Source organism: Caenimonas aquaedulcis, from assembly GCF_015831345.1.
GTDB lineage: Bacteria > Pseudomonadota > Gammaproteobacteria > Burkholderiales > Burkholderiaceae_C > Ramlibacter > Ramlibacter aquaedulcis.
Genome location: NZ_JADWYS010000001.1, coordinates 2,177,658 through 2,201,255, shown reverse-complemented (window position 1 = coordinate 2,201,255; position 23,598 = coordinate 2,177,658). Strand labels below are relative to the sequence as shown.

Genomic DNA, 23,598 nt, shown 5'->3' with positions numbered 1-23,598 from the left:
TCGGCTATTCCTGCACGGGCTCGTACTTCATCCGCGCGACGCGTTCCATGTTGGTTCCTTCGATGCGAAGGAGGCGCGTCGGCCCCGCGCGGCTCGGCGCGTGCAGGTCGCCTTCGTTGTACACGTGCGCCACGCCGGGTGTGAGCGAATATTCGCGCACTTGCCTCACCTTGCCCGGCTTGTCCGGCGTCGCGGCTTCCAGCAGTTCCCAATCGGTCATCACCGTTTCGCCGTCGGCCTGGCCGTAGATCGCCCACGAGGGCCCGTGATCGTGCGGCGGGCTGTTTTTCGCGCCCGTGTAGCGGTGCGCGAGGATGCAGAAACCCAGCTCGGGGTCTTCGTAGACCACCTTGCGCTCGGGCGACGCCTCGTCGAACAGGGACTCGATGAAGGACCGGTCGGCCAGCGCCTCGCGCACCAGCGCCGCGACTTTCTCGCGGCCCGCGGGCGTGTCGTCCTCGAGCAGGATGCCGCGCACCTGGGCGGCGAAGGCGGGAAGGGTGTGGGTCATGCAGACATGATAGGACTTCCCCCTGTTGTTTATTGGCTAGGCCACAGTGACTTTTCATGGAGACGAAAACCGCTTCGCTAGAATTGCCGTTGCCCAGGATGCGACGCGCATTCAAAGTCGTGCCATGGGCGAGCCGGCAGCGAGGGCTGCCGACGCCATCATCAACATCCGGAGGAGATTCCCATGCGTTTTCACGTTGTTTTCGGCGCGCTGGCCGTCGCCGTCGCCCTGGCGGGTTGCAACACGATGCCCATCCAGAACGTCGACCAGGCCGCTGCCACCAGCGCTTCGGGCAAGCCGCTCACGCGCGAGCAGGTTCGTGCCGCGATCGTGCGCGCCGGCGCGGGCCTGGGCTGGCAGATGAAGGACGAAGGCAACAACACGCTGGTCGGCACGCTGAACCTGCGCAAGCACGTGGCCGTGGTCGCGATCCCCTACACGGCCAACAGCTACAGCATCAAGTACCGCTCCAGCGAAGGCCTGGACGAGAAGGACGGCCAGATCCACAAGAACTACAACGGCTGGATCCAGAACCTCACGCGCAGCATCAACGCGCAACTGTCCGCGTCATGAGCCTGAACGTGGACGGGCCCGCCGCGCAGGTCTCCGCCAGGGACCTCGCCGCCCTCGTGGTCGAGGGGTTGAATCTCGAGGATGTGAATCCGGACGAGATCGACCTCCTCGCGCCCCTTTTCGGCGGAGGGCTCGACCTCGATTCGCTGGACGTGCTGGAGATTTCCCTGCTCGTCCAGCAGCGCTACGGCGTCAAGCTGAAGGCCGGCGACCCGAACAACGAGGCGATCTTCGCCTCGATGCAAAGCCTCGCCGACCACATCGCCGGCACGCTCGCCGCGCAGCGCTGAGCCTCCCGTGGACTGGTTCGAGCCGCTGGACGCACCAGCCTTCTGGCGCGTGGCGTCCGCCTGCTTCCTCGCCGGTTCCGCGTTCTTCTTCGGGCGCACGCTGCGTGCGGGCCGCATCCCCCTCATCGAACAGATCGCACGCGTGAGCGACCCCGACATGACGCCCGCGATGCGCCGTTACACGCGCGGGCTCACCGCCCTCTGGTCCCTGTACTTCGCCGGCGCGGCGGCGCTGGCCATCGGCTGGCGCGACGCCGGGGCGGGCGCCGGCGCGTGGGTGTGGGCCGGCGCGATCCTCCTGTTCGTCGGCGAGCACCAGCTGCGGCCACTGTTCTTTCCCGGCAAGTCCTTCCCCGGGCTCGGCCAGCAGCTGCGCGACACGTGGAGCGTCTGGCATCCCCGGCGTCCGGTGGAGTGATTCGCCGTGGACGCACTCCTCGACACCCCGCTCGCCGCCGCTGAGCGCTACCTGGACCGCACCGCGGTCACCGGCGAGTTGGCATGGACCTGGCGGCAGGTGCACGCCGAATCGCTGCGGCTCGCGCAGCGGCTGGAGGCCGGCGGCATCGTCTTCAACCTGTGCGCCTCCCGTTGCGCATTCCTCATCGCCTGGCTTGCCGCGCTGCGGCGCGGCTGCGTGCAGATGCTGCCGCCCTCCGGCGGTCCCACCGACCTCGCGCTGCTGCTGCAATCGAGCGCCGCGCCCGTGATCGTGGTCGACGACGCCGGCGCGATCGATGGGCGCTGGGGCGGCATGGCACGTTGCCTCTTGATCGACGCGCGGCCGGAATCCGGCGGCGCTGCGTCGCATCCGCCGCTGGCATGGTCGCCCGACTGGGACGCGCCGCAGGTCTGCCTGCACACGTCGGGCAGCACGGGGCAGCCGCAGCCCCAGTGGAAGTCGCTGCGCCAGCTCGCGCGCGGCGCGCAGGTGCTGGCCGAACGGCTGGACGGCGATGTCGCGGGCGGGCTGCAGGCGGTGCGGCAGCTCGTGTGCAGCGTTCCGCCGCAGCACATGTTCGGCCTGGAGAGTTCGGTGATGCTGCCGCTGGCGACGGGCCTCGCGGTGGTGGATGCCAAGCCCTTGCTGCCCGGCGATGTTCGCGCCGCCTTCGACGATGCGGCGGGCCTCACCGCATGGGTCGCGACACCGCTGCACCTGCGCGCGCTCGCGCAGGCGGCCGAGACGCTGCCGCGCTGCGCATTCGTGCTGGCCTCCACCATGCCGCTTGCGGCGCAACTCGCGGCGCGCTGCGAAGCGTTGACGCGCGCGCCCGTGCTGGAGATTTACGGATCGACGGAGACGGGCGTCGTCGCGATGCGCCGCACCGCCGCCGAGCGACGTTGGCGGCCGGTGGCGGGCGTTCGCATCGCGTCCGCGGCCGAGGGCAGCGAAGTCTGGGGCGAGCACTTCACCTCGCCCCGCCAGCTCTCCGACGCCGTCGCGTTCGACGCGGACGGCAGCTTCGAATTGCTCGGCCGGCAGGGCGACCTGATCAAGATCGCGGGCCGCCGCGCTTCGCTCACGGGGCTGAACCTGCTGCTGCAGGACATGCCGGGGGTGACGGATGGCGTGTTCTACCTGCCGCAGACCGGATCGGCCACCGAGCGCCTCGTGCTCATCCATGCGGGCGCGCCGCTCGACAAATCCGCCGCGCTGCGCTGGCTGCGCGAGAGAATGGACCCCGTGTTCCTTCCGCGTACCTTGATCCATGTCGAACGGCTGCCCCGCTCGGAACTCGGCAAACTGCCGCGCGCCGCGCTCGATGCGCTCCATGCCCGGCGCAACCCGGCCCATGGCGCACGCGCTCCCGGTTCCTCTGCGCCGTCAGTCCTCGACTTCGCTTTCGCCGTGGCAGGGGATCACCCCTGCCTGCCGGGCCATTTTCCGGGCCGGCCCGTGGTGCCGGGCGTGCTGCTGCTCGACCGGGTGTTCGATGCCGTGCAGCGCCGCACCGGACGGGCCATCGCGCGCGTGCAGCGTGCGAAGTTCACCGCGGCGCTTCTGCCGGACGAACCCGCGCAATGCCACTGCGGGATCGACGGGGCGCGCATGAATTTCCGCGTCACGGTCGCACGCGGCGGTGCGCCGGTGCTCGTGGCCGAAGGCGCCGCGACCCTTTCCGTGGAGACGGTGTCGTGATGCGCTGGAGCGCCAAGGCCGAGCGCGGCAGCGCCTGGCTGATCACGTTGATCGTGTGGCTCGCGCGCCGCGCGGGACGGCCGCTGTGCCGCGCGCTGCTCTATCCCATCGTGCTGTACTTCGTCGTCACCGATCGCATGGCGCGCACGGGTTCCTTGGAATTCCTGTCGGCCGTGTACGGGCGGCCCGCGCGCCTGCGCGAGGTCTTCGCGCACATCTACAGTTTCGCGGCGACGCTGCTCGATCGCGTCTACATGGCGGCGGGCGATTTCGACCGCTTCGAGGTGACGATCGAGGGCGTCGCCCTGCTGGATCGCGCCCTGCAGGACGGGCGCGGCTGCGTGCTCCTCGGCTCCCACCTCGGCAGCTTCGACCTGATGATGCTTGCCAACCGCGCGATGGACGGGCGCCCCGTCAGCGTGCTGATGCATGTCGACCCGCGCGCGCGCCTGCGGCGCATCGCGGGCATCGACGAAGGCACGCTCACGGTGATCCCGCTCGGGCGGCCCGACAGCTACCTGCGCGCGCACGAGATCCTCACCGGCGGAGGCATCGTCGGCATCCTCGCGGATCGCGTGGACGGCGCCGGCGCGAGCCTGGCGACGCCGTTCCTCGGTCGTCCCGTGGGGCTGCCCGTCGCGCCGCACGTGCTCGCGGCGCGCAGCCGCGCCGCGGTGCTGATGTGCTTCGGCGTGTACGAGGGCGGCAACCGCTACCGCATCGAATTCCTGGAGTTCGGCGACCCCGCGGCGCAAGGCAGTCGCGGCGCCTCGTTGCAGCCGGTGGTGGACCGCTACGCGGGAAAGCTGGAGCACTACGCGCGCCGCTATCCCCTCAACTGGTTCAACTTCTATCCGTACTGGTCGGCCGGGGAGCGCGCATGAAGCGATTGGCCTTGCTGCTGTCGCTGATGCTGGGTTGGCTGCACGCTGCGGCGGCGCCCTTTACCGTGGCCGAACTCGAGCGACTGCTGCGGTCCGCGCCCCCGTCGGCGGTGACGTTCCAGGAGGAGCGCGAGTCGCCCTGGCTGTCGACGCCCGCCATGAGCCGCGGCAGCTTGCGCGTCATTCCCGGCGGCCTCGAAAAGCGCGTGGACTCGCCGCGCGAGGAAACCTGGCGCCTGCTCGCCGACCGCATCGAGTGGACGGGGCCGGGCGGCAAGGAGACGAAGCAGATCCTGTTTGCGCAGGTGCCCGCGGTCGCCGCGCTGTCGGACCTGCTGCGGCAGGTGGTGACGGGCGACTTCGCCGCGCTGCAGCGCGACTTCCGCATCGAGCTGAGCGGCGACGAGCGCGTGTGGTCCGCGCAGCTGCAGCCGCGCAGCGCGCAGGCCTCGCGCTACCTCGAGCATGCGCAGCTGCAAGGCACGCAGGGCCAGCTGCAGGTCATTGTCGTCACCCTGAAGAACGGCGAGCGCACCACCACGCGCCTGAAGCCCTGAGCCCATCCCCCACCACCCAGAAGGCAACGATGTACGACAAGGATCCGCTGAATGCGATGGAGGCCGTCACGGCCGCCCAGTGGCTCGCCTTCGCCCCGCTGGCATTCCAGGCTACGGCCGTCATGCGGGACCGGGGCGTGCTCGCGGCCCTCTCGGAAACCGGAAAGCCCGTCGGGCGGACGATCGAGGAAGTGGCGCAGGCCACGAGCCTCTCCGTGTATGCGGCACGCGTGCTGCTCGAAGCCGGCCTCGGCCTGCACATCGTGTGGCGCCAGGAGGGCCGTTACTTCCTCGGCCGGCTCGGCCGCTTCCTGCTGGACGACGAGATGACGCGCGTGAACTTCGACTTCACGCGAGACGTCTGCTACCAGGCGGCCGCGCACCTGGACGAATCGCTCATGCAGGGCCGCCCTGCGGGCCTGAAGGAACTCGGTCCGTGGCCGACGCTCTACGAAGGCCTGTCGGTCATGCCGGAGCCCGCGCTTTCGAGCTGGCATGCGTTCGACCATTTCTACTCCGACGGCGCCTTCCCCGTGATGTGCGAACGCCTGGCCGCGGCGCCGCCGCGCAAGCTGCTGGACATCGGCTGCAACACGGGCAAGTGGGCGCAGATGTGCCTGCAGCGGCTGCCCCAGCTCGAAGTCGGCCTGGTCGACCTGCAGCCACAGCTCCATCGCGCGCGCGCAAGGCTCGAGGCGGCGGGCGTCGCGCAACGCGCGCACCCGCACCCGATGGACCTGCTCGATCCCTTGCTCGCGCTGCCGCGGGGCTACGACCTCGTGTGGATGAGCCAGTTCCTCGATTGCTTCTCCGAGGACCAGGTCGTCCACATCCTGCGCAAGGCGGGCGAGTGCCTGGAGCCGGGCGGTCGCCTCTGGGTCCTGGAGCTGTTCTGGGACCGCCAGCGTTTCGAGGCGGCGGCCTTCAGCCTGCAGCAGACCTCGCTTTACTTCAGCTGCGTTGCGAACGGCAATAGCCAGATGTACGATTCCTCCGTGTTCCTGGGCCTCGTCCAGCGCGCCGGACTCGAGATCTCCTCGTTGACCGACGGCGTCGGCGGCTACCACACCCTGCTGGAATGCAGGGTCGCGTCCTGACGCCGCACCTACTTCGAAAAGCAACCACGTGCTCGGACTCACCGCCACCACCATCGTGCACCCCGCCGGCCATGACGTGGCCTCGCTGTGGGAGGCCGCCTCGCTCGGCCGCACGGCGCTGAGGCCCAATCCGCTCGACTGGTGCGAGCTGCCCTGCTGGCTGGGCGCGGTGCCGGGTGTGGACGAGGCCGTGCTGCCGCCTGAATGGCAGGCCTGGGACTGCCGCAACCACCGGCTCGCCTGGCTCGCCTTGCGCGACGAAGGGTTTCGCCGCGCCGTCGCCGCGGCCGTCGCGAGGCATGGCGCGGGCCGTGTCGGCCTGGTCCTCGGTACCAGCACCTCCGGCATCCGCAGCACGGAGCTCGCCTATGCGGCGCGGCGGGAGACCGGCGCGTGGCCCGCATCCTTCGACTATCGGCGCGTGCACTCGGTCGATGCGCTGTGCCGCTTCACCGCCCAGGTGCTCGGGCTGCAAGGCCCGATGGCCACGATGTCCACGGCGTGCTCGTCCAGCGCGAAGGTGTTCCTCACCGCGCAGCGATGGATCGAGCTCGGGCTGGTGGACTGCGCGGTGGTCGGCGGCGTCGACAGCCTGTGCCTGTCGACCTTGCACGGCTTCGACGGCCTGCAGCTCCTGTCCGACGAGGTGTGCCGCCCGTTCGACGCTGCGCGCAAGGGCATCTCCATCGGCGAGGCCGGCGGCTTCGCCCTGCTCGAGCGCACGCCCGCCGAAGTGCTGTTCGCCGGCGGCGGCGAGTCGAGCGACGCCTGGCACATGTCCACGCCGCATCCGGAGGGCGAGGGCGCCCAGGCCGCGATGCGCGCGGCGCTGGACGCCGCGCGGCTCGCCCCGGGCGATATCGGTTACCTGAACGCACATGGCACCGCGACGCAGGCCAACGACAAGTCCGAGTCCGCCGGCATCCGCGCGGTCTTCGGCGCGCATCGCGTGCCGGTGTCGTCCACCAAGGGCGTGACCGGGCACACGCTGGGCGCCGCGGGCATCGTGGAGGCGATCGTCACGGCGCAGGCCCTGGCGCACCAGTCGCTGCCGCCTGCCGCGAACTGGCGCGAGGCCGACGCGCAACTCGACGTCGATGTCGTCACCGCGCCGGCCGCCGCGAAGTTCGCGCACGCGATGAGCAACAACTTCGGGTTCGGCGGCAGCAACTGCGCGCTGGTCTTCAGCCTGGCGCGATGACATGAAGCCGCTCGAATTTCACCTTCACGCCGCGGGCGCCGTCGCGCCGGGCATCGGCTCCCTGGCCATGCTGCGCGCCATCGCAAGCGGCGCCGCTTCCTACGAGGCCGCGCCGCTGCAACTGCCCAGCCCCGCGATGCTGCCCGCGCAGGAGCGCCGCCGCGCGAGCCAGGCGGTGCGCCTGGTGCTCGCCTGCATCGACCAGGCGCTGCAGGGCAGCCCGTTCGCCGCGCAGGACCTGCGTTCGGTGTTCGCCACCGACGAGGGCACGGGCGAGGTCTGCCAGCAGATGCTCGAGACACTGGCCACCACGCGGCAGGTCTCGCCGCTGCTCTTCTCGAATTCGGTGGTGAATGCGCCCTCCGGCTACTTCTCCATCGCATGGCGCACCCGGCGGCCGGCGACGGTCGTGAGCCTGGGCATGGAGAGCTTCGCGAGCGGCCTGCTGTGCGCCGTCACGGAAGCGCTGGCGGACAACGAACCCGTGCTGCTCGTGGTCTACGATCCCGCCATGACGGCGCCCCTGAACGAACTGCTGCCCATTGCGCAAGGCACCGCCGCCGCGTGGATCGTCAGCGGCGGAACGCCGCGTGGCGACGCACCGGTGCTGGCATCGTTTGCGCTGAGCCTGGAGGATGCCGGCGCGCAGCCGGCTTCGCCGCTTCCCGGCTGGATGCCGGCGGCGTGGGCCGGGCATGCGAGCGCGCGTGCGCTGGCCGCGCTGTCGCTGATGGACGCGGCCGCCGGAGCGGCCGGGGGCTATCCGCTCGGCGGGCGCACGCTGCGCCTGCAATGCATGGCGAAGGCCGCGCCGTGATGCTCGACCGCGCACAGATCGAACGCGTCGTGCCCCATGCGGGCGCGATGTGCCTGCTGGACGAAGTCTCGAGCTGGGATGCCACGCACATCGCCTGCAGCAGCGCCGCGCCCACCGCGGCCCATCCGCTTGCGCGCGATGGCAGCGTGCCCGCCATCGCCGCCTGCGAATATGCCGCGCAGGCCGCGGCGGTGCATGGCGCACTGCTCGATGGCGCCCAGGCGCCGCGTCCCGGCATGCTCGCCAAGCTCATGGACATCGAGATGCATGCGTGCGCATTCGAATCCGGAGGCGCACCCGTCACGGTCCGCGCCGACCTGGAAAGCCGCGTCGCCACCGGCTGCCTGTACCGGTTCGAGGTGCGGGGGGACCAGCCCATCGCCAGTGGACGGTTCATGGTCGCCTTCACGGAAGGGGCGCCGGGATGAGCGCCACCGCCCACGGCGCCACGCGGCGCGCGCTCGTGACCGGCGGCAGCGGCGCCATCGGCGCGGCGATCTGCCGCGCGCTCGCGGCGCAGGGCGCGCATGTCATCGTGCATGCCCATCGCGGCACGGAGCGTGCGCAGGCGCTTGTCGCCGAACTCACCGAAGCGGGGCACGGCGCGCAGGCAGTCGCGTTCGACCTCTCGGATTCGCGGCAGGTGCGTGACGCGACGGAGTCGATCCTCGCGGCAGGCCCGATCCAGATCCTCGTCAACAACGCCGGCATGCACCGCGACGCGCTGCTCGCCGGCATGGACGAAGCGACCTGGCTCGACGTGATCGACACGAACCTCAACGGATTCTTTCGCGTGACGCAGCCGCTGCTGATGCCCATGGTCCGTACACGCTGGGGGCGCATCGTCAACATCAGCTCGGTGGCGGGACAGGCGGGCAACAAGGGCCAGGGCAATTACGCGGCCGCCAAGGCGGGCCTGCACGGCGCCACGAAGTCGCTCGCGCAGGAGCTCGCCGGGCGCGGCATCACGGTGAATGCGGTGGCGCCCGGCGTCATCGAAACGGACATGGCGCAGGACGCGTTTCCTCCGGAGCGGATCAAGGCGCTGGTGCCCGCGGGCCGCGCCGGACGCGCGGAGGAAGTCGCCGCGGTGGTTGCCTTCCTGGCCTCGGAAGGCGCAAGCTACGTCACGGGCCAGGTGATCGGGGTGAACGGAGGCCTCTACTGAATATGGAATCCATACGACAGGAGACGGGCGCATCCGCCTGGGAGGGCGTGTGGATCGCGATCCCCGCCTACCAGGAGGAACGCACGATCCGCACGCTGGCGCAGGAAGCGCTCGCGCAATGCCCGCGCGTCATCGTCGTGGACGACGGCTCGAGCGACGGCACCGCGCGCTGCCTCGAAGGCCTTCCGGTCCGGCTCATCCGCCATCCGCAGAACATGGGCAAGGCGGCGAGCCTGTGCACGGCGTTCCAGTACGCGCTCTCGCAGGACGCGCAGTGCGTCATCGCCCTCGACGGCGACGGCCAGCACGACGCCGCCGATGCGCCGGTGCTGCTGGCCGCCTGGCGCCACCACCCTGAGAGGATCGTCATCGGCTCGCGCCTGCATGACCGCTCGCAGTTCCCGCCTTCGCGCTATCGCGCCAACAAGTTCGCGTGCTTCTGGATCTCGTGGGCGGCGCGCCATCCGATCGCCGATTCGCAGTCTGGCTTTCGCGTGTATCCGCGCGAGGTCATGCGGCTCGCGCTGTCGGGCCGCGTGCGCGGCAGCCGCTTCACCTTCGAAAGCGAGATCCTGATCGAGGCGGCCTCGCGCGGCCACGAAACGCTGGCCGTGGCCATCCCGGGGCGCTACCCGGTGCATGCGCGCGCGAGCCACTTCCGGCCCGTCATCGACATCGCCAAGATCGTGGTGATGGTCGCGCGCCGGCTGCTCCTGAGCGGCATGGCGCCGCTCGGGCTCTGGCGCAGCCTGCATCCGGCTGTGGTCCTTCCGGGAAGGCATGCGGCCGGCGCAGCGGCCGGGTCGCACGACATGCTGGGCGCCGCGACCAAGGCTTCCGCGCAATGACGGCGGGCGCCGCGGTCATCGCGGCCGAGCAGCTCACCTACCGCTACGCGGGCCAGGACGAGCCGGCCCTTCGCGGCGTCGATCTCACGCTCCTGCGCGGCCACGCCATCGGCCTGCTCGGCCCCAATGGCTCGGGCAAGTCCACGCTGATCAACCTGCTGGTCGGCTTGCGGCAGCCGCAGGGCGGCCGCATCCGGCGCGAACCCTCGCAGTCCGTCGCGTGGGTGCCGCAGGAGTACGCGTTCTATCCCGAGCTCACCTGCATGGAGAACCTGCGCTTCTTCGCGGGCATGCTGGACCTCCCCGGCGAGGAGGCCGCGCGGCGCGTCGAGTCGGCGGTGCACACCTGCATGCTGCAGGAGTTCGCGCAGCGTCGCGCCCGCCATTGCTCGGGCGGCGTGCGGCGGCGCCTGAACCTGGGCATCGCCCTGCTGCAGCAGCCGGCGGCGCTGCTGCTGGACGAGCCGACGGCCGGGGTCGACCCGCAATCGCGGGCCTTCCTGCTCGATCGCGTGCGGGACATGGTGGCGGCGGGCACGTCGGTGCTCTATGCCACGCATTACATGGAGGAGGTGAGCGCGGTGTGCTCGCACATCCTGCTGCTCGACCACGGGCGGGTGCTCGCGAGCGGCGACCTGGCGACGCTGCTGCGCGGCCCCGAAGGACAGGCGCCTTTCGCGGACCTCGAGGCGCTCTTCATGCACTACACCCAGCGCCGGCTGCGGGACTGACGATGCACGGCACGCCCCCCATCGTCCACGCGCTGCGCCAGGTCGCGCGGCTCGCCGCGAAGGAGTGGCGCCTGCTCCTGCGCAATCCGCACGGGCTGGCCGTGCTGTTCCTGATGCCCGCGATCTTCGTGCTGGTGATGTCGTTCACGCTCAAGAACACGCTGATCGCGCGCATCGACCTGCCGAAGGCGGGCTGGGTGCTGGAAGACACCGGGCAGATCGCGGCGCAATGGACACGCGAATGGCTGCAGCGCAACGGCGGCGAGCGCTTCGCCTCGCGCGCGCAACTGCAGGCGGCGCTGAAGGCGCGGCAGGTCGAGGCGGGCGTGGTGGTGCGCGCGCCGCTGCTCGGCGAGGACGGGCGGCCGCGGCCGCAGCAGCTGGAGCTGTGGCTCGGCAACCTCGTGCAACCCGCCGCGGCGGCGCGGCTGCGCTCGGAGCTCACGTTCTCGCTGCTGCAGGTGCAGCTGAAGATGGCGGCCGCGCAGGCCGGGCCGTTCGCGAGCGTGCTGCTCGATAGCGCGCAACCGGAGCAGTTGTCGGCGCAGGGCGCCCCGGCGGTGCGCTACCTCTACGAGATCGAATCGGGCCGCACCATGACGGCGGTGCAGCAGAGCGTGCCCGCCTGGCTGGTGTTCGGCATGTTCTTCGTCGTGATCCCGATCGCGGGCGTGCTCATCCAGGAGCGCAACGAGGGAACGCTCGCGCGGCTCGCGACGATGGGCGTGCATGCGCAGGCGATCCTCGGGGGCAAGCTGCTGGCCTTCATGGCCCTCAACTGGGTGCAGCTTGCTTTCATGATCGTCGTCGGCCGCTGGGTGGTGCCGCTGCTCGGCGGCGATGCCCTGCACCTCGATGTCTCGGCCGGCTGGTTCCTCGCGATGGTGTTCGCCACGAGCGCGGCCGCCGTGGGCCTGGCATTGCTCATCGCGGCCCGCAGCACGAGCTTCGACCACGCCGCGGCGCTCGGCGGCGGCCTGAACGTCGTCCTGGGCGCGATCGCCGGGGTGATGGTGCCGCGCATGCTGATGCCGCCCGGCCTGCAGCGCGTGTCCGAATGGTCCCCGATGGGGTGGGCGCTGGACGGCATGCAGTCGGTGTTCCTGGGCGACCCGACGCCGGCGCTGATGCTGCCGCGCATCGGCCTGCTCCTGTGCTTCGCCCTGCTCTGCCTTGCCGCGGCCTGGTGGCCGCTGCGGCACCGGGCGGGCCCTGCCTGAGCCCCAAACCTGCAATACTTCGGGCGGCAATTTCCAACCATGTCCACCGAAAGACAACCATGAAGCAAATCATCGCCGCGATCGCCATGACCCTGGCCCTGTGGCCGCTCGCCCACGCCCAGGAAACGGCGGGCGACAAGGCGCAGAAGGCCAAGACCGAAGCCGTGCAGGCCAAGCGCGAAGCGGGCAGCGAAGTGCGCAAGGCCGGGCGCAAGGTGAAGGCCACCGGCCGCAAGGCACGCCAGGCCGTCATCACGCGCTGCGCGGACGGCCGTCACACCGTCAAGGGTGCCGCGGGCTGCAAGGGCCACGGCGGCGTGAGCGACCCGAAGTGAACCGGCCCTGGCCGGGGCATCGCGGCTGATCCATTCATGAGGCGGCGGCTGACAAGGGGCCGCCGCGCGCGTTCCTAGAATGGGTTCGATGGGATACGGGAACGCCACCGCAATCGAGACCGAGGGGACCACCTTCGGCCAACTGGTGCTGGGCCAGTACCTGCTGAAAGACCCGCCGGGCGACGAGGGACAGACCTTTTTCCTCGTCCTGGGCGTGCAACCTTCGATCGACCCGCGCCTGCTGTCCATCCGGGTCACCGACTCGGAGGGCTACGAATCCATGTTCACGGCGGAACCCGCCGGCAAGGCCCGCGTCGGCGCGGGCGACGTGCAGCCCTGGGGCGATTGATCGCGTTCGGGGGCCGCGCTCAGGACTTCCGCGCGACCCAGTAAGTCGCGCCCGAAGCGCCATAACGCTCCGTGTGCGGCGTGTCGGGCGCGAGGTGGAAGGTATCCCCGGGCAACAGCCGCCGCTCCACGCCGTTCTCTCCCAGCCACATCTCCCCCTGCACGACCAGCGCATCGGCTTCGAAGGGGTGGGTGTGCGTCTCCAGCACCGTGCCCGGTTTCCACACGCGCTCCAGGACCTCGTCGAATCCGCGGGCGAGGGCGCCCGACTGGAACTGCGCGAACGTGGGGAGCTGCTTCATGGCGGCACTGTAGCGCGCCTCAGAAAATCGACAAGCCCGTCTTCGCCGCAAAGAGCTCCAGCGCCTTCATGCCCAGCAGGGAATTGCCGCTCGGCTCCAGCGCCGGCGACCACACGCACAGCGTGAGCCGGTCTGGCACGACGGCCACGATGCCGCCCCCGACGCCGCTCTTGCATGGCAGCCCGATGCGAAAGGCGAACTCGCCGGCCGCGTCGTAGGTGCCGCAGGTCAGCATCAGCGCGTTGACGCGGCGCGTCTGGCGTTCGTTGAGCACCGGCTCGCCCGTGTACGGATGCGCGCCGTCGCGGCACAGGAAGCCCGCCGCGCGCGCGAGCTGCACGCAGCTCATCGTGATCGCGCAATCATGGAAGTACGCATCGAGGACGGGCCCCACGTCGTTGTCGATGCGGCCGAAGCTCTTCATGAAGTTGGCGAGCGCCACGTTGCGAAAGCCCGTCGCCGCCTCGGACGCGGCCACCTCCGCGTCGAAGCCCACCGGCTCGCCGCACAGGCTGGAGAGCAGCGCCAGCATCCGGGCCTTCGCGTCGCACCGGCTCACGAGCCTGTCCGTGACGGCCAGGGCGCCGGCATTGATGAAGGGGTTGCGCGGGATGCCGTGCTCCGCCTCGAGTTGCACCAGGGAGTTGAACGGGTTGCCCGACGGCTCGCGGCCGATGCGCTCCCAGAGGGTGTCGCCCAGTTCGCGCATGGCCAGGGCGAGCGAGAACAGCTTGGAGATGCTCTGGATGGAAAACGGCGTGCCGCTGTCGCCGGCCTGCGCCTCCTCGCCGTCGCAGGTGCGCAGGGCGATGCCGAACTGCGCCGCGGGCACGCGGGCGAGCGCGGGGATGTAGCTCGCCACCTGGCCGCCGCGGCCCAGCTCGGGGCGCAGCGTGGCGGCGATGTCGTCGAGAAGGGGCTGGAAGTGCATGGGGCATTGTCGCCCCGCGCACGTGGCCGGCTCAGGCTTTCCCGGGGACCGGGTTGCGGAAGCCCAGGTTCAAGAGGTTCCATGCGTTGATGACCGAGATCGCGAAGCCCAGTTCGGCGATCTCCTCGTCGCTGAACTGCGTCCTGAGCCGCGCGAACTCTTCATCGTTCGTGGCGTGGTGCGAGCGCGAGGTCACCGCCTCTGCCCAGTTCAGCGCGGCCCGTTCGCGGTCGCTGAAGAAGGGCGACTCGCGCCAGCCCGCCACGGTGTTGAGGTGGCGCGGGTCGGCGTCGAGCTTGACCAGGTCGCGCCAGTGCATGTCGATGCAGTAGGCGCAGCCGTTGATCTGCGAGACGCGCAGGAAGACGAGGTCGGTCAGGCGCGCGCCGAGCAGGTCGCGGCGCACGGCGGCGGAGACGTTCAGCATGCCCTGGAAGGCCTTGGGCGCGAGCTGGAAATAGGGGAGGCGTGCGTGGAGCGTCGTCATGATGGGATGCCTTTCGTGTTGCGGAAGCCGCACCGTGCGGCCTCCGATACGAACAAGACGCGCCGACGCTCGCGCTTGTGACAACCCCGGGTGCTTCAGTGCAGCGGCGGCACGCCTGCGAGCTTGTCCGGGTTGCGCATGGCATAGATGCCCACGACGCGCTCGCCATCGGTCTCGCAGCTCAGGACGGACTCGACCTGCCCGTCGAAGTAGCGCACCAGGCCGGGCTGCCCGTTGATGGTGGCGATGCGGTAGACCAGCCGGTCGCCCATGCGCAGGGCGCTGGCCAGGAACAGGTTCGCGAGACGGTCGGCACCGCGCATCACCTGCGCGAAGGCGCTCGCCTTGCCACCGCCGTCGCCCACGAGCTCGACGTTTTCCGCCAGCATCGCGCGGATCGCGCTGCGCTCGCCGCTGCGCGCGGCCGCCATGAATTTCTCCAGCACGCGGCGATGCGCCTCGCGCGGCACGTCGAAACGCGGGCGTTCCTGCTGCACGCGCCCGGTCGCCCGGTGCACGATCTGGCGGCAGGCGGCCTCGGTCTTGCCGAGCAGCGACGCGATCTCCGCATAGTCGTGATCGAACACCTGCCGCAGCAGGAAGGCCGCGCGCTCTTCGGGCGAGAGGCGCTCCAGCACGAACATCAGCGCGACGGACACGTCGCTCGCCAGTTCGGCCGCGGATTCGGGCGTGTTCTCGTCCAGTTCGGCCACGAGCGGCTCGGGCAGCCACCAGCCGGTGTAGGCCGCGCGCTCCGTCTTCGCGGCACGCAGCCGGTCGATGGAAAGGCGCGTCACCACCGTCACCAGCCAGGCCTCCGGCGACTTCAATTCGCCGGCGTCCGCGCGGCTCCAGCGCAGCCAGGCGTCCTGCAACACGTCTTCCGCATCGGCACGCGTGCCGAGCATCCGGTAGGCGATGCCGAAGAGGCGGGGGCGCAACGCCGCGAAAGGGTCGGGTTCGGTGCTCATGGAACGAAGACGCGCAAGTGCCCGCGTTTGTGACATCGCCCATCCTACGCCGCCCGGGTGCGTCTGTAACAAGCGGTGACACCACTGCCGAGTTCGTCTACAGTGGCCGATTCGTTTCATTCCCAGGGAATCCCACATGGCAACGACCAGCCAGGAAATCGTTCTTGAACTCGTCACAGGCATGTTCGGCGCCGCGCCGGGCAAGTCCTTCCTCGACCCCCTCGTCCTGCAGCTGAACGCCCGTGGCGAACTCCAGCTCGCGATCGACCTGGGGCAGTCCACCTATTTCAGGACGCTCTACCCGACCGACCAGGGCGGCTACGCGTTCGCGAATGCCTTCCTCTCCAAGTTCATCCCCGGCTTCACGGTGAACGAGCCCGCGCACCTGTGGGCGCTCAACTGGATGGCCGACCGCATCGACCATGGCGTGCCCGCCGGCCAGGTGGTGCTGGAAGCACTGCAGGCGCTCGAGAACGTACCCGCGGACAACCCGACCTGGGGCGCGACGCTCGCCCAGTGGAAGCACTGGACCGACATCGCGCGCGAGTTCTCCGTCAACGACGCGCTGAGCGGCTCGTCGCTCGAGCAATTGCAGGACGCCCTGCATGCGCCTGTGTTCCAGGGCGCCGACGTCGACGGTGCGACGCTGGTGCTGCATTACGCCGACCTGAACGGGCTCGATGCGGTGAACGGCCCGGTCGCGGCCAACTTCGCGGTCACGGTGAAGGGCGCGGCGCGCGCGGTGCAGACCGTGGCCGTCGATTCGGCCGCGCACACCGTGACGCTCACGCTCGCCAAGGCCGTGCTGTTCGGCGATGCCGTCACCGTGGCGTACACCGACCCGACGGCCGCGGATGACGCCAAGGCGATCCAGGACTCGGTGGGCAACGACGCGGCGAGCCTCGCCGCCACCGCGGTGACCAACAACACCGTCGAGGTGCCCGACACGACCGGTCCGGAATTCGTCTCCGCCAACATCGACGGCAACGTGCTCGTCATGACCTACGACGACGCAGGCCAGCTCGACGTCGAGCACCCGCCTCTCGTGGGCGCGTTCACCGTGAAGGTGGACGGCGTGGCTGTCGCGATCAGCGAAGTGCAGGTGAATCCGCCCGCGAACGAAGTGATCCTCCTGCTCGCTGCCCCCGTGACGGACGCGCAGGAAGTCACCATCGCCTACCACGACCCCAGCAACGCGGACGATGCGGCCGCCCTGCAGGACACCCTGGGCAACGACGCGCCGACGCTCGCCGCCACCGACGTCGACAACATCACCGTGGACACGACCGCGCCGGTGTTCGACGAAGCCACGATCGTGGGCGACACGCTCGTGCTCAGCTACATCGAAAAGCATGCGCTGGATGCCGATGGCGCACCCTTGCCCACCGCTTTCGCGGTGAACGTGGGGGGCTCGGCCGTCGCCGTGGATTCGCTGCACGTCGACGCCGCCGACGGCACCGTGACGTTGACGCTCGCGAGCGCGGCGGAGTTCGGCGACGCCGTGACCGTCGCCTACACCGACCCGACCGGCGGCAACGACAGGCACGCGCTGCAGGACGTCGCAGGCAACGACGCGGCGACGCTGCCGGCCACCGCCGTGACGAACGACACGCCCGACACCGCCAAGCCGGTGTTCGCGAGCGCGTCGGTCAACGGCGCGACGCTGGTCATGACCTACACCGATGCAACGAACCTCGACGGCGTGGGCAGCCACGCGCCGCTGCCGGGCTTTTTCGCGGTGAAGGTGGCGGGCGTCGTCGACCTGGTGACCGCGGTGAGCGTCAACGCCGCCGCCAAGACAGTGTCCCTCACGCTGACGACGGCCGCGACGAACGGCCAGGTCGTCACCGTGGCGTACACCGACCCGACCTCCGGCAACGACACGCGCGCAATCCAGGACCTCGCCGGCAACGACGCGGCTTCGCTGGCCGCGCATGCGGTGACGAACGTGACGATCGCCTCCCTGTCGCTGATGGGCGCGCACGCGGACCTGTTCGACACCGGCGCCTGAGCCGCCGCCGCGCGCGGTAAGCTCGCGCGATGACGACGATCGGCCATTTCCGCGAGAGCCTGCGTGCGGCCGGGGCCAAACCCGGCCACGCGCAGCGCGTGCTGCGGCTGTGGGCGCAGGCCCTGCCGCAGGACAGCGGCAGGCGCGACATCGATGACTTTTTGCCCAAAACGCTGCGTGCCGCGCTGCCGGGGATCGAGGCCGAGCTCTCGGGCCTGGCCCGTATCGCATCGCGGCATCCCGGGCAGGACGGCTCGATGCGGCTGCTCGTGCAGCTGGCCGACGGCCAGACCTGCGAGAGCGTGCTGCTGCCGCGGGACGGCTTGTGCGTGTCCAGCCAGATCGGCTGCGCGGTCGGCTGCCGCTTCTGCATGACGGGCAAGGACGGCTTGCTGCGGCAGGTCGGCAGCGCAGAGATCGTCGCGCAGGTGGCGCTGGCCCGCACGCTGCGGCCGGTGAAGAAAGTGGTGTTCATGGGCATGGGCGAGCCCGCGCACAACCTCGCGAACGTCATGGAGGCGATCGAACTGCTGGGCACCGTGGGCAACATCGGGCACAAGAACCTCGTCTTCTCCACGGTCGGCGACGAACGCGTGTTCGAGCGCCTGCCGCAAGGCCCGGTGAAGCCCGCGCTCGCGCTGTCGCTGCACACCACGCGCGCGGACCTGCGCGCCGAGCTGCTCCCGCGCGCCCCGCGCATCTCGCCGGACGACCTCGTCGAAGCAGGCGACGCCTATGCGCGCGCGACGGGCTATCCGATGCAGGTGCAGTGGACGCTGCTCGAAGGCGTGAACGACACGGCGGAGGAAGTCGCGGGCATCGTGCGGCTGCTGAAGGGCCGGCGCGCGGTGCTCAACATGATTCCGTACAACACCGTGCCGGACCTGCCGTTTCGCCGTCCCGCGTGGGAGAAGGCCGTGGCGCTTGCACGCGAACTGCACGGCAAGGGCGTGCTGACGAAACTGCGGGACTCCGCGGGCCAGGATGTGGACGCCGGCTGCGGGCAGTTGCGCGCGCGGTCGCTGCCGCGTTCAGCCGGGTCAGGCTTCCCGGTACCAGTCGTGCAGCTGTGAGAAGTCCAGGTCCCAGCCGCTCATCACCGGCTTCAATTTCGTGGAGGCGGCCGTGACCCGCGTGCGGTTGATCAGCGGAACCACGGCGACGTCGCGGATCACCAGGTCGTTGAGCGCGATGTACATCGCGGCGCGCTTGACGGGGTCGAGCTCCGATTCGGCCTGCGCGTACAGCTTCTCGTAGGCGTCGCTGTGCCAGCGGGCGAGGTTGCGGCCCTGCCACTTGTTGGCCTTCTGCGAAATCTCGGCGCGCGTGAAGCGGTTCATGAAGAGGGCGGGGTCGGGGGCGCCGGCGAGCGAGGTGAACATCTGCATGTCGCACCAGAACTTGCCGTTGGTGTCGGGGTTCGCGAGGTCGGTCGAGAAGAACACGGAGCCGCTCACCGACTTCAGCTCCAGGTCGATGCCGGCCTTCTGGCAGGCCTGCTTGATGACCGCCTGCTCCTTCTGGCGGATGCCGTTGACCGACGTCTGGAACACGAGTTTGAGCTTGCGCCCGCCCTTCGCGCGCACACCGTCCGCGCCTTTCTTCCATCCGGCGTCTTCCAGCAGCGCGTTCGCCTTGTCCACGTTGAATTCGAATCGGTTGTTCGGTGAGCGAAAGCGCGAGGGCGCGTTGAGGTAATTGGGCGTCGCGATCCCCGTGCGCCCGTAGATGAAGTCCTGGATGCCCTTTCGGTCCGCCAGCAGCGCCATCGCCTGGCGCACGGCGAGGTCGCTGAAGGCGAAGTGCCTGCTCTTGATGCTCGCGCGCTCGCCGTCGACCTCCGTCCACGGGTCGGTCATGTTGAGCTGCATGAACTCGATGTCGCCCGCGACGGTGATGACGACGCGGCCCTTGCCGCCGTCTTCCATCCGCTTGAGCACTTCGTCTTCCACCTGCAGGTTCCAGGCGTAGTCGTATTCGCCGGTCTGCAGCACCGCGCGCGCGGCGGAGGTCGCGTCGCCGCCGCCCTTGATCTCGATCGTGTCGAAATACGGCCGGTTGGGCATGTGGTAGTTCGGGTTGAGCGCGCCGCGCAGCAGGTCGCCCGGCTTGAAGTCCACGAACTTGTACGGGCCGGTGCCGACCGGCTTCAGGTTGGCGGGCGCATCGCGCGACTTCGCGCCGGTGTAGGCCGAAAAGAGATGCTTCGGGATCAAGGACTCCGTGCACAGCGCGCGCGACCAGAAGGGCGAGGGTTTGTCGAAGGTGATGCGCAGCGTGAGGTCGTCCACGCGCTCGGCCTTGAAGCCGGTGAAGCTGCCACCGGTCGTGGTGGCCGTCGCGGGGTCGCGCGAGTACTCCCAGTTGAAGACACAGTCGTCGGCGGTGAAGGGCTTGCCGTCGTGCCAGGTGACGCCGGGCTTGAGCTTCCAGGTCACCGTCTTGCCGTCGGCGGCGAGGCCGCCGTTCGCGCGCGACGGGATCTGCGCGGCGAGCACGGGCACGAGCAGGCCCTCGGCGTCGTAGGCCGCGAGCGGTTCGTAGAACACGCGCGCGCCTTCCGCGTCCTTGTTGCCCGTAGCGAAGTGGGGGTTGAGCAGCGTCGCGCCCTGCCAGAAGAGGCACTTCAGCGCGCCGCCGCCGCCGCGTTTCGTGGGCTTGTAGACGGATGCGGGCGCCTGCGCATGCGCCTCGCCGGGGTTCAGGAGGAGTTGCGCCGCCATGGGCGCCGTCAGGCCCAGCGACACCATCCGCTGGATGAAGCCGCGCCGCGCGAGGCGGCCCTCGTGGACGTCATCGACCAGTCGCCTGAGCTGCGCTTCGTTCATGGTGCTGCCTTCGACCCCCGCGGGCCGGGGGCGGGCTCATTTTGTACCAGCGGCGCGCAGCTTGTCTTTCTTGTTGGGCCGCTTGCCCTTGATGCCGCCCGCTGCAGCCCCCGGCAGCGGCTCGGGAGCGATATCCACGGGTTCGAAGCCCGGCACCTGCTCGCGTGGCAGCGTCATGTGCTGGCGCTTCTCGATGAGGCGGAAGTGCGCCTCGGTGGCAGCGCTCACGAAGCTCACCGCCATGCCCGCCGCGCCTGCGCGGCCCGTGCGGCCGATGCGATGGACATAGTCGTTCGGCGAGCGGGGCAGGTCGTAGTTCACGACGATCGCCAGGCCCGGGATGTCGATGCCGCGCGCCGCGAGGTCGGTGGTGACGAGCACGTCCCAGCGGCCATCCTTGAAGTCCTGCAGCACCTCGGTGCGCCGCCCCTGGCTCATGTCGCCGTGCAGCGGCACGGCGTAGACGCCCCGGTCGTACAGCTTGCCCGCGACGAGTTCGACTGCGTAGCGCGTCGCCACGAACACCAGCACGCGCTCCCACTTCCCTTCCTGGACGAGATGGCGCAGGAGTTCCGTGCGGCGCTTCGCGTCGACCGCGATCACGCGTTGCACGATCGCCGGCTCCGCGCCGGGCTCGGTCGCCACGTCGATGCGAATCGCTTCGTGCAGCAGGCTGGCGGCCAGCGCCTCCACTTGGGGCGGGAAGGTTGCGGAGAACATCAGGGTCTGGCGCTTCGCGGGCAGCGCGGCGAGCACGCGCTCGCGCTCCGCGCTGAAGCCGAGGTCGAGCAGGCGATCCGCTTCGTCGAGCACGAGCGATTCGACGGCGTCCAGCCGCAGTGCGTTTCGCTCGAGCAGGTCGAGCAGCCGCCCGGGCGTGGCGACCACCACATCGGCGCCGCCGCGCAGGTTCATCATCTGCGGATTGACCGATACGCCGCCGAAGAGCACGGCGATCTTCAGGCGATGCGCGGCCCCTGCGCCCAGCACGCGAAACACTTCGCCCACCTGCGCCGAGAGCTCGCGCGTCGGCACCAGCACGAGCACGCGCGTGCGGCGCGGCGCGAGGTGCTTTCCCGCGGCCAGGCGCTGCAGCAACGGCAGCGCGAAGGCGGCCGTCTTGCCCGAGCCGGTGGCGGCGAGGCCGAGCAGGTCCCGCCCTTGCAGCAGCGGCGGGATCGCCTGGACCTGGATGGGCGTGGGCGTGTCGAAGCCCGCATCCTTGCACGCGGCCGCCAGCGTGCCGGAGAGCCCGAGAGAGGCGAAGGAGGGTTCGCTCATGGCGAGCGATGCAGGCGCGGCGCGGACAGTGCTTCCAGGCTTTCGGTGATCGCGAGGTCGACATCGCGCCACTTGCCGTTGAGCCTGGCGGCGGCCAGCGCTTTCTCGAGCGCGCGCAGGTCCCGCACGCTGGGCGCGACCTTGATCTGGGCGATCGCCGCCGCGGGGTTGCCCGCGCGCAGCACGGCCATGACTTTGCCGGGCCAGGGGGAGGGAGAGGGCACGATGGTGTTCCGTGGGGCGGTGAAAGGCTTATTGTCCCCCCGCGGCGGGTTCACTTACAGTGCAGGCATGGCCGAAGCCTCCATCACTACCGGCACCTACAAGCTGTATCCCTCGCCGCGCAACCGCGTGCGCGAAATCTTCCTGCATGAAGTCTTCGTGCCGCATCCCTATGCGATCGTCGATCCGCCGAGCTACGACCCGAGAGGCAGGTGGAGCCTGTTCGCCGCGCACCGGCTGGCCGACGGCAAGAACGGGCAGCTCGTGACCTTCGAGCTGGAAGCCGATGCGCAGCGGTTCAGCTCGCGCTTCGTCCCGGACTGAACACACCCCAGGAAAAACCTCGATGAACACCTCATCCGCAGCGGCCCGGGTCGCCGTCATCGGCCTCGGCTCCATGGGCCTGGGCATGGCCCGCTCGCTCCTCAAGGCCGGTTTCGACGTGTCGGGCTGCGACGTGGCCCAGGCCGCCGTGACGCGCCTGGCCGAAGCCGGCGGGCGCGGGGCGACATCGCCCGCGCAGGCAGCGCAGGATGCTTCGGTCGTCGTGTCGGTGGTCGTCAACGCGGCGCAGACCGAGCAGGTGCTGTTCGGCCCGGGCGGCGCCGCGGAAACCATGGCGCCCGGCGCCGTCTTCGTCTCGTCGGCCACCATGGACCCCGAGAAAGCGAAGGACTTCGGCCGGCGCCTCGAGGCGACGGGCCGCCTCTACCTCGACGCGCCCATGAGCGGCGGCGCGGTGCGCGCCGCCGAAGGATCGCTCGTCTTCCTCGCGTCCGGCAGCGAAGCGGCCTTCGCAAAAGCCCGGCCCGCGCTCGACGCGATGGCGGGCAAGGTCTACGAGCTCGGGCCGGAAGCGGGGCAGGGCGCGGCCTTCAAGATGATCAACCAGCTGCTCGCCGGCGTGCACATCGCGGCAGCGTCGGAGGCGATCACTTTCGCGGCGCGCCAGGGGCTGGACATCCGCAAGGTCTACGAGGTGATCACCGCGTCGGCCGGCAATTCGTGGATGTTCGAGAACCGCGTGCCGCACGTGCTGGACGGCGACTACACGCCGCGCAGCTCGGTCGAGATCTTCGTGAAGGACCTGGGCATCGTGCAGGACATGGCCCGCTCGGCGCGATTCCCGGTGCCGCTCGCCGCCGCGGCCCTGCAGATGTTCCTCGCGACCGCGGGCGCGGGCATGGGCGCGGACGACGACGCATCCGTCGCGCGCCTGTATGCGCGCATCTCCGGCACGCCGCTGCCGGACGACGAGAAGTAACCTTTCGCGCTCAGCGCACCGCTTGCGGGCTGAACCGCGCCTCGCCCCAGGCGCTCGCGCTGGCGCGCGTGAGCTTGAAGCCGGGCGATACGCGCGCTTCCCCGAGCACCTCCCCGGATGCGTCCGTCGCGCGCAGCATCGCCGTGGGGTTCTCCTCGTCGGGCTCGATGTCCAGCGTGACGCTGACGCGCTCGCCGTGGTGGGTGATCGCGATCTGCTGGTGCAGCGTCGCATGGAGCTGCTGCTCGTGGCGGCGCACGAATTCCGCGGCGGTCTTCACAAGGGTGTTGAACGCGGAGGTGTCCAGCGGTTTGGGATTCTTCTTGTCGCGGCCCATGGTCCACGGGCCGACCAGCGCGGGTTCGGCCTGGCCGTCGGGCGTCATGGAAACAGCCCAGCCGTCGTCGTCCTCGTTCTTGATGACGCGCGCGGTCCAGCCGTTGTCCTGCCAGAGGCGCGCCTCGTGGATGGCTTCCTGTTGAGTATCGTCTTCGGGGGATGTCATGGGGTGATTGTGCCGCGCGAAATTTCCCAAGCTCAGCCGCCTCCGCTTCCCTTACGATGAATCGACATGCAAT

At 70.0% G+C, this 23,598-nt stretch carries 29 protein-coding genes; 20 read left to right on the top strand and 9 right to left on the bottom strand.

Features of this window, described 5'->3' with window-relative positions:
* Positions 1-4: 4 nt before the first annotated feature.
* Positions 5-511, bottom strand: coding sequence for a cupin domain-containing protein (locus tag I5803_RS10585; RefSeq protein WP_196986330.1), 507 nt, complete (start codon positions 509-511; stop codon positions 5-7).
* Between the two features lie 183 nt (positions 512-694).
* Here I5803_RS10585 and I5803_RS10580 point away from each other — a divergent pair, with 183 nt between their 5' ends.
* The 16 genes from I5803_RS10580 (at position 695) to I5803_RS10505 (ending at position 12,724) form a co-directional block, all read left to right on the top strand.
* Positions 695-1,084, top strand: coding sequence for a hypothetical protein (locus I5803_RS10580; protein WP_196986329.1), 390 nt, complete (start codon positions 695-697; stop codon positions 1,082-1,084).
* A complete protein-coding gene (locus tag I5803_RS10575; protein WP_196986328.1) occupies positions 1,081-1,374 on the top strand; it encodes a phosphopantetheine-binding protein in 294 nt (97 codons plus the stop codon). The genes I5803_RS10580 and I5803_RS10575 overlap by 4 nt, the downstream gene beginning before the upstream one ends.
* A gap of 7 nt (positions 1,375-1,381) precedes the next feature.
* A complete protein-coding gene (locus I5803_RS10570; RefSeq protein ID WP_196986327.1) occupies positions 1,382-1,792 on the top strand; it encodes a COG4648 family protein in 411 nt (136 codons plus the stop codon).
* 6 nt (positions 1,793-1,798) lie between these two features.
* On the top strand, positions 1,799-3,517 hold the full coding sequence (locus I5803_RS22410) for an AMP-binding protein (protein WP_196986326.1): 1,719 nt from the start codon (positions 1,799-1,801) through the stop codon (positions 3,515-3,517).
* On the top strand, positions 3,517-4,401 hold the full coding sequence (locus tag I5803_RS10560; RefSeq protein WP_196986325.1) for a lysophospholipid acyltransferase family protein: 885 nt from the start codon (positions 3,517-3,519) through the stop codon (positions 4,399-4,401). The genes I5803_RS22410 and I5803_RS10560 overlap by 1 nt, the downstream gene beginning before the upstream one ends.
* On the top strand, positions 4,398-4,958 hold the full coding sequence (locus I5803_RS10555) for a LolA-related protein (protein ID WP_196986324.1): 561 nt from the start codon (positions 4,398-4,400) through the stop codon (positions 4,956-4,958). Before I5803_RS10560 ends, I5803_RS10555 begins: the two co-directional genes overlap by 4 nt.
* A gap of 29 nt (positions 4,959-4,987) precedes the next feature.
* Entirely contained in the window at positions 4,988-6,055 is a 1,068-nt protein-coding gene (locus I5803_RS10550) for a class I SAM-dependent methyltransferase (protein ID WP_196986323.1), read from the top strand.
* 28 nt (positions 6,056-6,083) lie between these two features.
* On the top strand, positions 6,084-7,256 hold the full coding sequence (locus I5803_RS10545; RefSeq protein ID WP_196986322.1) for a beta-ketoacyl-ACP synthase: 1,173 nt from the start codon (positions 6,084-6,086) through the stop codon (positions 7,254-7,256).
* 1 nt (position 7,257) lies between these two features.
* Complete coding sequence (locus I5803_RS10540) at positions 7,258-8,073, top strand: beta-ketoacyl synthase chain length factor (protein ID WP_196986321.1); 816 nt, start codon at positions 7,258-7,260, stop codon at positions 8,071-8,073.
* On the top strand, positions 8,073-8,501 hold the full coding sequence (locus I5803_RS10535; RefSeq protein ID WP_196986320.1) for an ApeP family dehydratase: 429 nt from the start codon (positions 8,073-8,075) through the stop codon (positions 8,499-8,501). Before I5803_RS10540 ends, I5803_RS10535 begins: the two co-directional genes overlap by 1 nt.
* Complete coding sequence (fabG, locus tag I5803_RS10530) at positions 8,498-9,241, top strand: 3-oxoacyl-ACP reductase FabG (protein WP_196986319.1); 744 nt, start codon at positions 8,498-8,500, stop codon at positions 9,239-9,241. The genes I5803_RS10535 and fabG overlap by 4 nt, the downstream gene beginning before the upstream one ends.
* Positions 9,242-9,243: 2 nt before the next feature.
* The gene (locus I5803_RS10525; protein WP_196986318.1) at positions 9,244-10,089 is read left to right on the top strand and encodes a glycosyltransferase family 2 protein; all 846 of its coding nucleotides are present in this window, start codon (positions 9,244-9,246) and stop codon (positions 10,087-10,089) included.
* On the top strand, positions 10,086-10,820 hold the full coding sequence (locus I5803_RS10520) for an ABC transporter ATP-binding protein (protein ID WP_196986317.1): 735 nt from the start codon (positions 10,086-10,088) through the stop codon (positions 10,818-10,820). Before I5803_RS10525 ends, I5803_RS10520 begins: the two co-directional genes overlap by 4 nt.
* A 2-nt stretch (positions 10,821-10,822) precedes the next feature.
* Positions 10,823-12,040, top strand: coding sequence for an ABC transporter permease (locus tag I5803_RS10515; RefSeq protein ID WP_196986316.1), 1,218 nt, complete (start codon positions 10,823-10,825; stop codon positions 12,038-12,040).
* 59 nt (positions 12,041-12,099) lie between these two features.
* The gene (locus I5803_RS10510; RefSeq protein ID WP_196986315.1) at positions 12,100-12,375 is read left to right on the top strand and encodes a hypothetical protein; all 276 of its coding nucleotides are present in this window, start codon (positions 12,100-12,102) and stop codon (positions 12,373-12,375) included.
* Positions 12,376-12,463: 88 nt separating this feature from the next.
* Positions 12,464-12,724: a hypothetical protein gene (locus tag I5803_RS10505; RefSeq protein ID WP_196986314.1), complete on the top strand. Its 261-nt coding sequence runs from the start codon at positions 12,464-12,466 to the stop codon at positions 12,722-12,724.
* A 19-nt stretch (positions 12,725-12,743) separates the two neighbouring features.
* Here I5803_RS10505 and I5803_RS10500 read toward each other — a convergent pair whose 3' ends face one another.
* The 4 genes from I5803_RS10500 to I5803_RS10485 form a co-directional block, all read right to left on the bottom strand.
* Positions 12,744-13,025, bottom strand: coding sequence for a cupin domain-containing protein (locus I5803_RS10500; RefSeq protein WP_196986313.1), 282 nt, complete (start codon positions 13,023-13,025; stop codon positions 12,744-12,746).
* A 19-nt stretch (positions 13,026-13,044) separates the two neighbouring features.
* Positions 13,045-13,956: a glutaminase gene (locus I5803_RS10495; protein ID WP_196986312.1), complete on the bottom strand. Its 912-nt coding sequence runs from the start codon at positions 13,954-13,956 to the stop codon at positions 13,045-13,047.
* Between the two features lie 31 nt (positions 13,957-13,987).
* On the bottom strand, positions 13,988-14,443 hold the full coding sequence (locus I5803_RS10490) for a carboxymuconolactone decarboxylase family protein (RefSeq protein ID WP_196986311.1): 456 nt from the start codon (positions 14,441-14,443) through the stop codon (positions 13,988-13,990).
* Between the two features lie 95 nt (positions 14,444-14,538).
* Positions 14,539-15,414 (bottom strand): RNA polymerase sigma-70 factor, encoded by an 876-nt coding sequence (locus I5803_RS10485; RefSeq protein WP_196986310.1) that lies wholly within the window; start codon positions 15,412-15,414, stop codon positions 14,539-14,541.
* Positions 15,415-15,550: 136 nt separating this feature from the next.
* Between I5803_RS10485 and I5803_RS10480 the strand changes: the two genes are divergently transcribed.
* Together I5803_RS10480 and I5803_RS10475 are read left to right on the top strand one after the other, a co-directional pair.
* Complete coding sequence (locus I5803_RS10480; RefSeq protein WP_196986309.1) at positions 15,551-17,425, top strand: SwmB domain-containing protein; 1,875 nt, start codon at positions 15,551-15,553, stop codon at positions 17,423-17,425.
* A 29-nt stretch (positions 17,426-17,454) separates the two neighbouring features.
* Positions 17,455-18,498, top strand: coding sequence for an RNA methyltransferase (locus I5803_RS10475; protein WP_196986308.1), 1,044 nt, complete (start codon positions 17,455-17,457; stop codon positions 18,496-18,498).
* On the opposite strand, the gene I5803_RS10470 is transcribed toward I5803_RS10475, so the two are convergent.
* The 3 genes from I5803_RS10470 to I5803_RS10460 are packed head-to-tail and all read right to left on the bottom strand — an operon-like array spanning position 18,466 to position 21,758.
* On the bottom strand, positions 18,466-20,253 hold the full coding sequence (locus I5803_RS10470) for a peptide ABC transporter substrate-binding protein (RefSeq protein WP_196986307.1): 1,788 nt from the start codon (positions 20,251-20,253) through the stop codon (positions 18,466-18,468). The genes I5803_RS10475 and I5803_RS10470 overlap by 33 nt on opposite strands.
* 36 nt (positions 20,254-20,289) lie before the next feature.
* Complete coding sequence (locus tag I5803_RS10465; protein ID WP_196986306.1) at positions 20,290-21,534, bottom strand: DEAD/DEAH box helicase; 1,245 nt, start codon at positions 21,532-21,534, stop codon at positions 20,290-20,292.
* Positions 21,531-21,758 (bottom strand): hypothetical protein, encoded by a 228-nt coding sequence (locus I5803_RS10460; RefSeq protein WP_354001647.1) that lies wholly within the window; start codon positions 21,756-21,758, stop codon positions 21,531-21,533. The genes I5803_RS10465 and I5803_RS10460 overlap by 4 nt, the downstream gene beginning before the upstream one ends.
* Before the next feature lie 67 nt (positions 21,759-21,825).
* On the opposite strand from I5803_RS10460, the gene I5803_RS10455 reads away from it, so the two are divergent.
* On the top strand, positions 21,826-22,080 hold the full coding sequence (locus tag I5803_RS10455; RefSeq protein WP_196986305.1) for a hypothetical protein: 255 nt from the start codon (positions 21,826-21,828) through the stop codon (positions 22,078-22,080).
* 22 nt (positions 22,081-22,102) lie between these two features.
* On the top strand, positions 22,103-23,020 hold the full coding sequence (ltnD, locus tag I5803_RS10450) for an L-threonate dehydrogenase (RefSeq protein ID WP_196986304.1): 918 nt from the start codon (positions 22,103-22,105) through the stop codon (positions 23,018-23,020).
* Positions 23,021-23,030: 10 nt separating this feature from the next.
* On the opposite strand, the gene I5803_RS10445 is transcribed toward ltnD, so the two are convergent.
* Positions 23,031-23,525, bottom strand: coding sequence for a hypothetical protein (locus tag I5803_RS10445; protein WP_196986303.1), 495 nt, complete (start codon positions 23,523-23,525; stop codon positions 23,031-23,033).
* Positions 23,526-23,598: the final 73 nt, after the last annotated feature.

Excerpts from the sequence above, each read along its gene's own strand:
- I5803_RS10580 (WP_196986329.1), top strand. The coding sequence starts at position 695 with ATGCGTTTTCACGTTGTTTTCGGCGCGCTGGCCGTCGCCGTCGCCCTG.
- I5803_RS10480 (WP_196986309.1), top strand. The coding sequence starts at position 15,551 with ATGGCAACGACCAGCCAGGAAATCGTTCTTGAACTCGTCACAGGCATG.
- ltnD (WP_196986304.1), top strand. The coding sequence starts at position 22,103 with ATGAACACCTCATCCGCAGCGGCCCGGGTCGCCGTCATCGGCCTCGGC.
- I5803_RS10455 (WP_196986305.1), top strand. The coding sequence starts at position 21,826 with ATGGCCGAAGCCTCCATCACTACCGGCACCTACAAGCTGTATCCCTCG.
- I5803_RS10500 (WP_196986313.1), bottom strand. The coding sequence starts at position 13,025 with ATGAAGCAGCTCCCCACGTTCGCGCAGTTCCAGTCGGGCGCCCTCGCC.
- I5803_RS10485 (WP_196986310.1), bottom strand. The coding sequence starts at position 15,414 with ATGAGCACCGAACCCGACCCTTTCGCGGCGTTGCGCCCCCGCCTCTTC.
- I5803_RS10510 (WP_196986315.1), top strand. The coding sequence starts at position 12,100 with ATGAAGCAAATCATCGCCGCGATCGCCATGACCCTGGCCCTGTGGCCG.
- I5803_RS10575 (WP_196986328.1), top strand. The coding sequence starts at position 1,081 with ATGAGCCTGAACGTGGACGGGCCCGCCGCGCAGGTCTCCGCCAGGGAC.
- I5803_RS10495 (WP_196986312.1), bottom strand. The coding sequence starts at position 13,956 with ATGCACTTCCAGCCCCTTCTCGACGACATCGCCGCCACGCTGCGCCCC.
- I5803_RS10550 (WP_196986323.1), top strand. The coding sequence starts at position 4,988 with ATGTACGACAAGGATCCGCTGAATGCGATGGAGGCCGTCACGGCCGCC.
- I5803_RS10560 (WP_196986325.1), top strand. The coding sequence starts at position 3,517 with ATGCGCTGGAGCGCCAAGGCCGAGCGCGGCAGCGCCTGGCTGATCACG.
- I5803_RS10470 (WP_196986307.1), bottom strand. The coding sequence starts at position 20,253 with ATGAACGAAGCGCAGCTCAGGCGACTGGTCGATGACGTCCACGAGGGC.
- I5803_RS10535 (WP_196986320.1), top strand. The coding sequence starts at position 8,073 with ATGCTCGACCGCGCACAGATCGAACGCGTCGTGCCCCATGCGGGCGCG.
- I5803_RS10520 (WP_196986317.1), top strand. The coding sequence starts at position 10,086 with ATGACGGCGGGCGCCGCGGTCATCGCGGCCGAGCAGCTCACCTACCGC.
- I5803_RS10490 (WP_196986311.1), bottom strand. The coding sequence starts at position 14,443 with ATGACGACGCTCCACGCACGCCTCCCCTATTTCCAGCTCGCGCCCAAG.
- I5803_RS10475 (WP_196986308.1), top strand. The coding sequence starts at position 17,455 with ATGACGACGATCGGCCATTTCCGCGAGAGCCTGCGTGCGGCCGGGGCC.
- I5803_RS10515 (WP_196986316.1), top strand. The coding sequence starts at position 10,823 with ATGCACGGCACGCCCCCCATCGTCCACGCGCTGCGCCAGGTCGCGCGG.
- I5803_RS10445 (WP_196986303.1), bottom strand. The coding sequence starts at position 23,525 with ATGACATCCCCCGAAGACGATACTCAACAGGAAGCCATCCACGAGGCG.
- I5803_RS10465 (WP_196986306.1), bottom strand. The coding sequence starts at position 21,534 with ATGAGCGAACCCTCCTTCGCCTCTCTCGGGCTCTCCGGCACGCTGGCG.
- I5803_RS10525 (WP_196986318.1), top strand. The coding sequence starts at position 9,244 with ATGGAATCCATACGACAGGAGACGGGCGCATCCGCCTGGGAGGGCGTG.
- I5803_RS10540 (WP_196986321.1), top strand. The coding sequence starts at position 7,258 with ATGAAGCCGCTCGAATTTCACCTTCACGCCGCGGGCGCCGTCGCGCCG.
- fabG (WP_196986319.1), top strand. The coding sequence starts at position 8,498 with ATGAGCGCCACCGCCCACGGCGCCACGCGGCGCGCGCTCGTGACCGGC.
- I5803_RS10505 (WP_196986314.1), top strand. The coding sequence starts at position 12,464 with ATGGGATACGGGAACGCCACCGCAATCGAGACCGAGGGGACCACCTTC.
- I5803_RS10555 (WP_196986324.1), top strand. The coding sequence starts at position 4,398 with ATGAAGCGATTGGCCTTGCTGCTGTCGCTGATGCTGGGTTGGCTGCAC.
- I5803_RS10585 (WP_196986330.1), bottom strand. The coding sequence starts at position 511 with ATGACCCACACCCTTCCCGCCTTCGCCGCCCAGGTGCGCGGCATCCTG.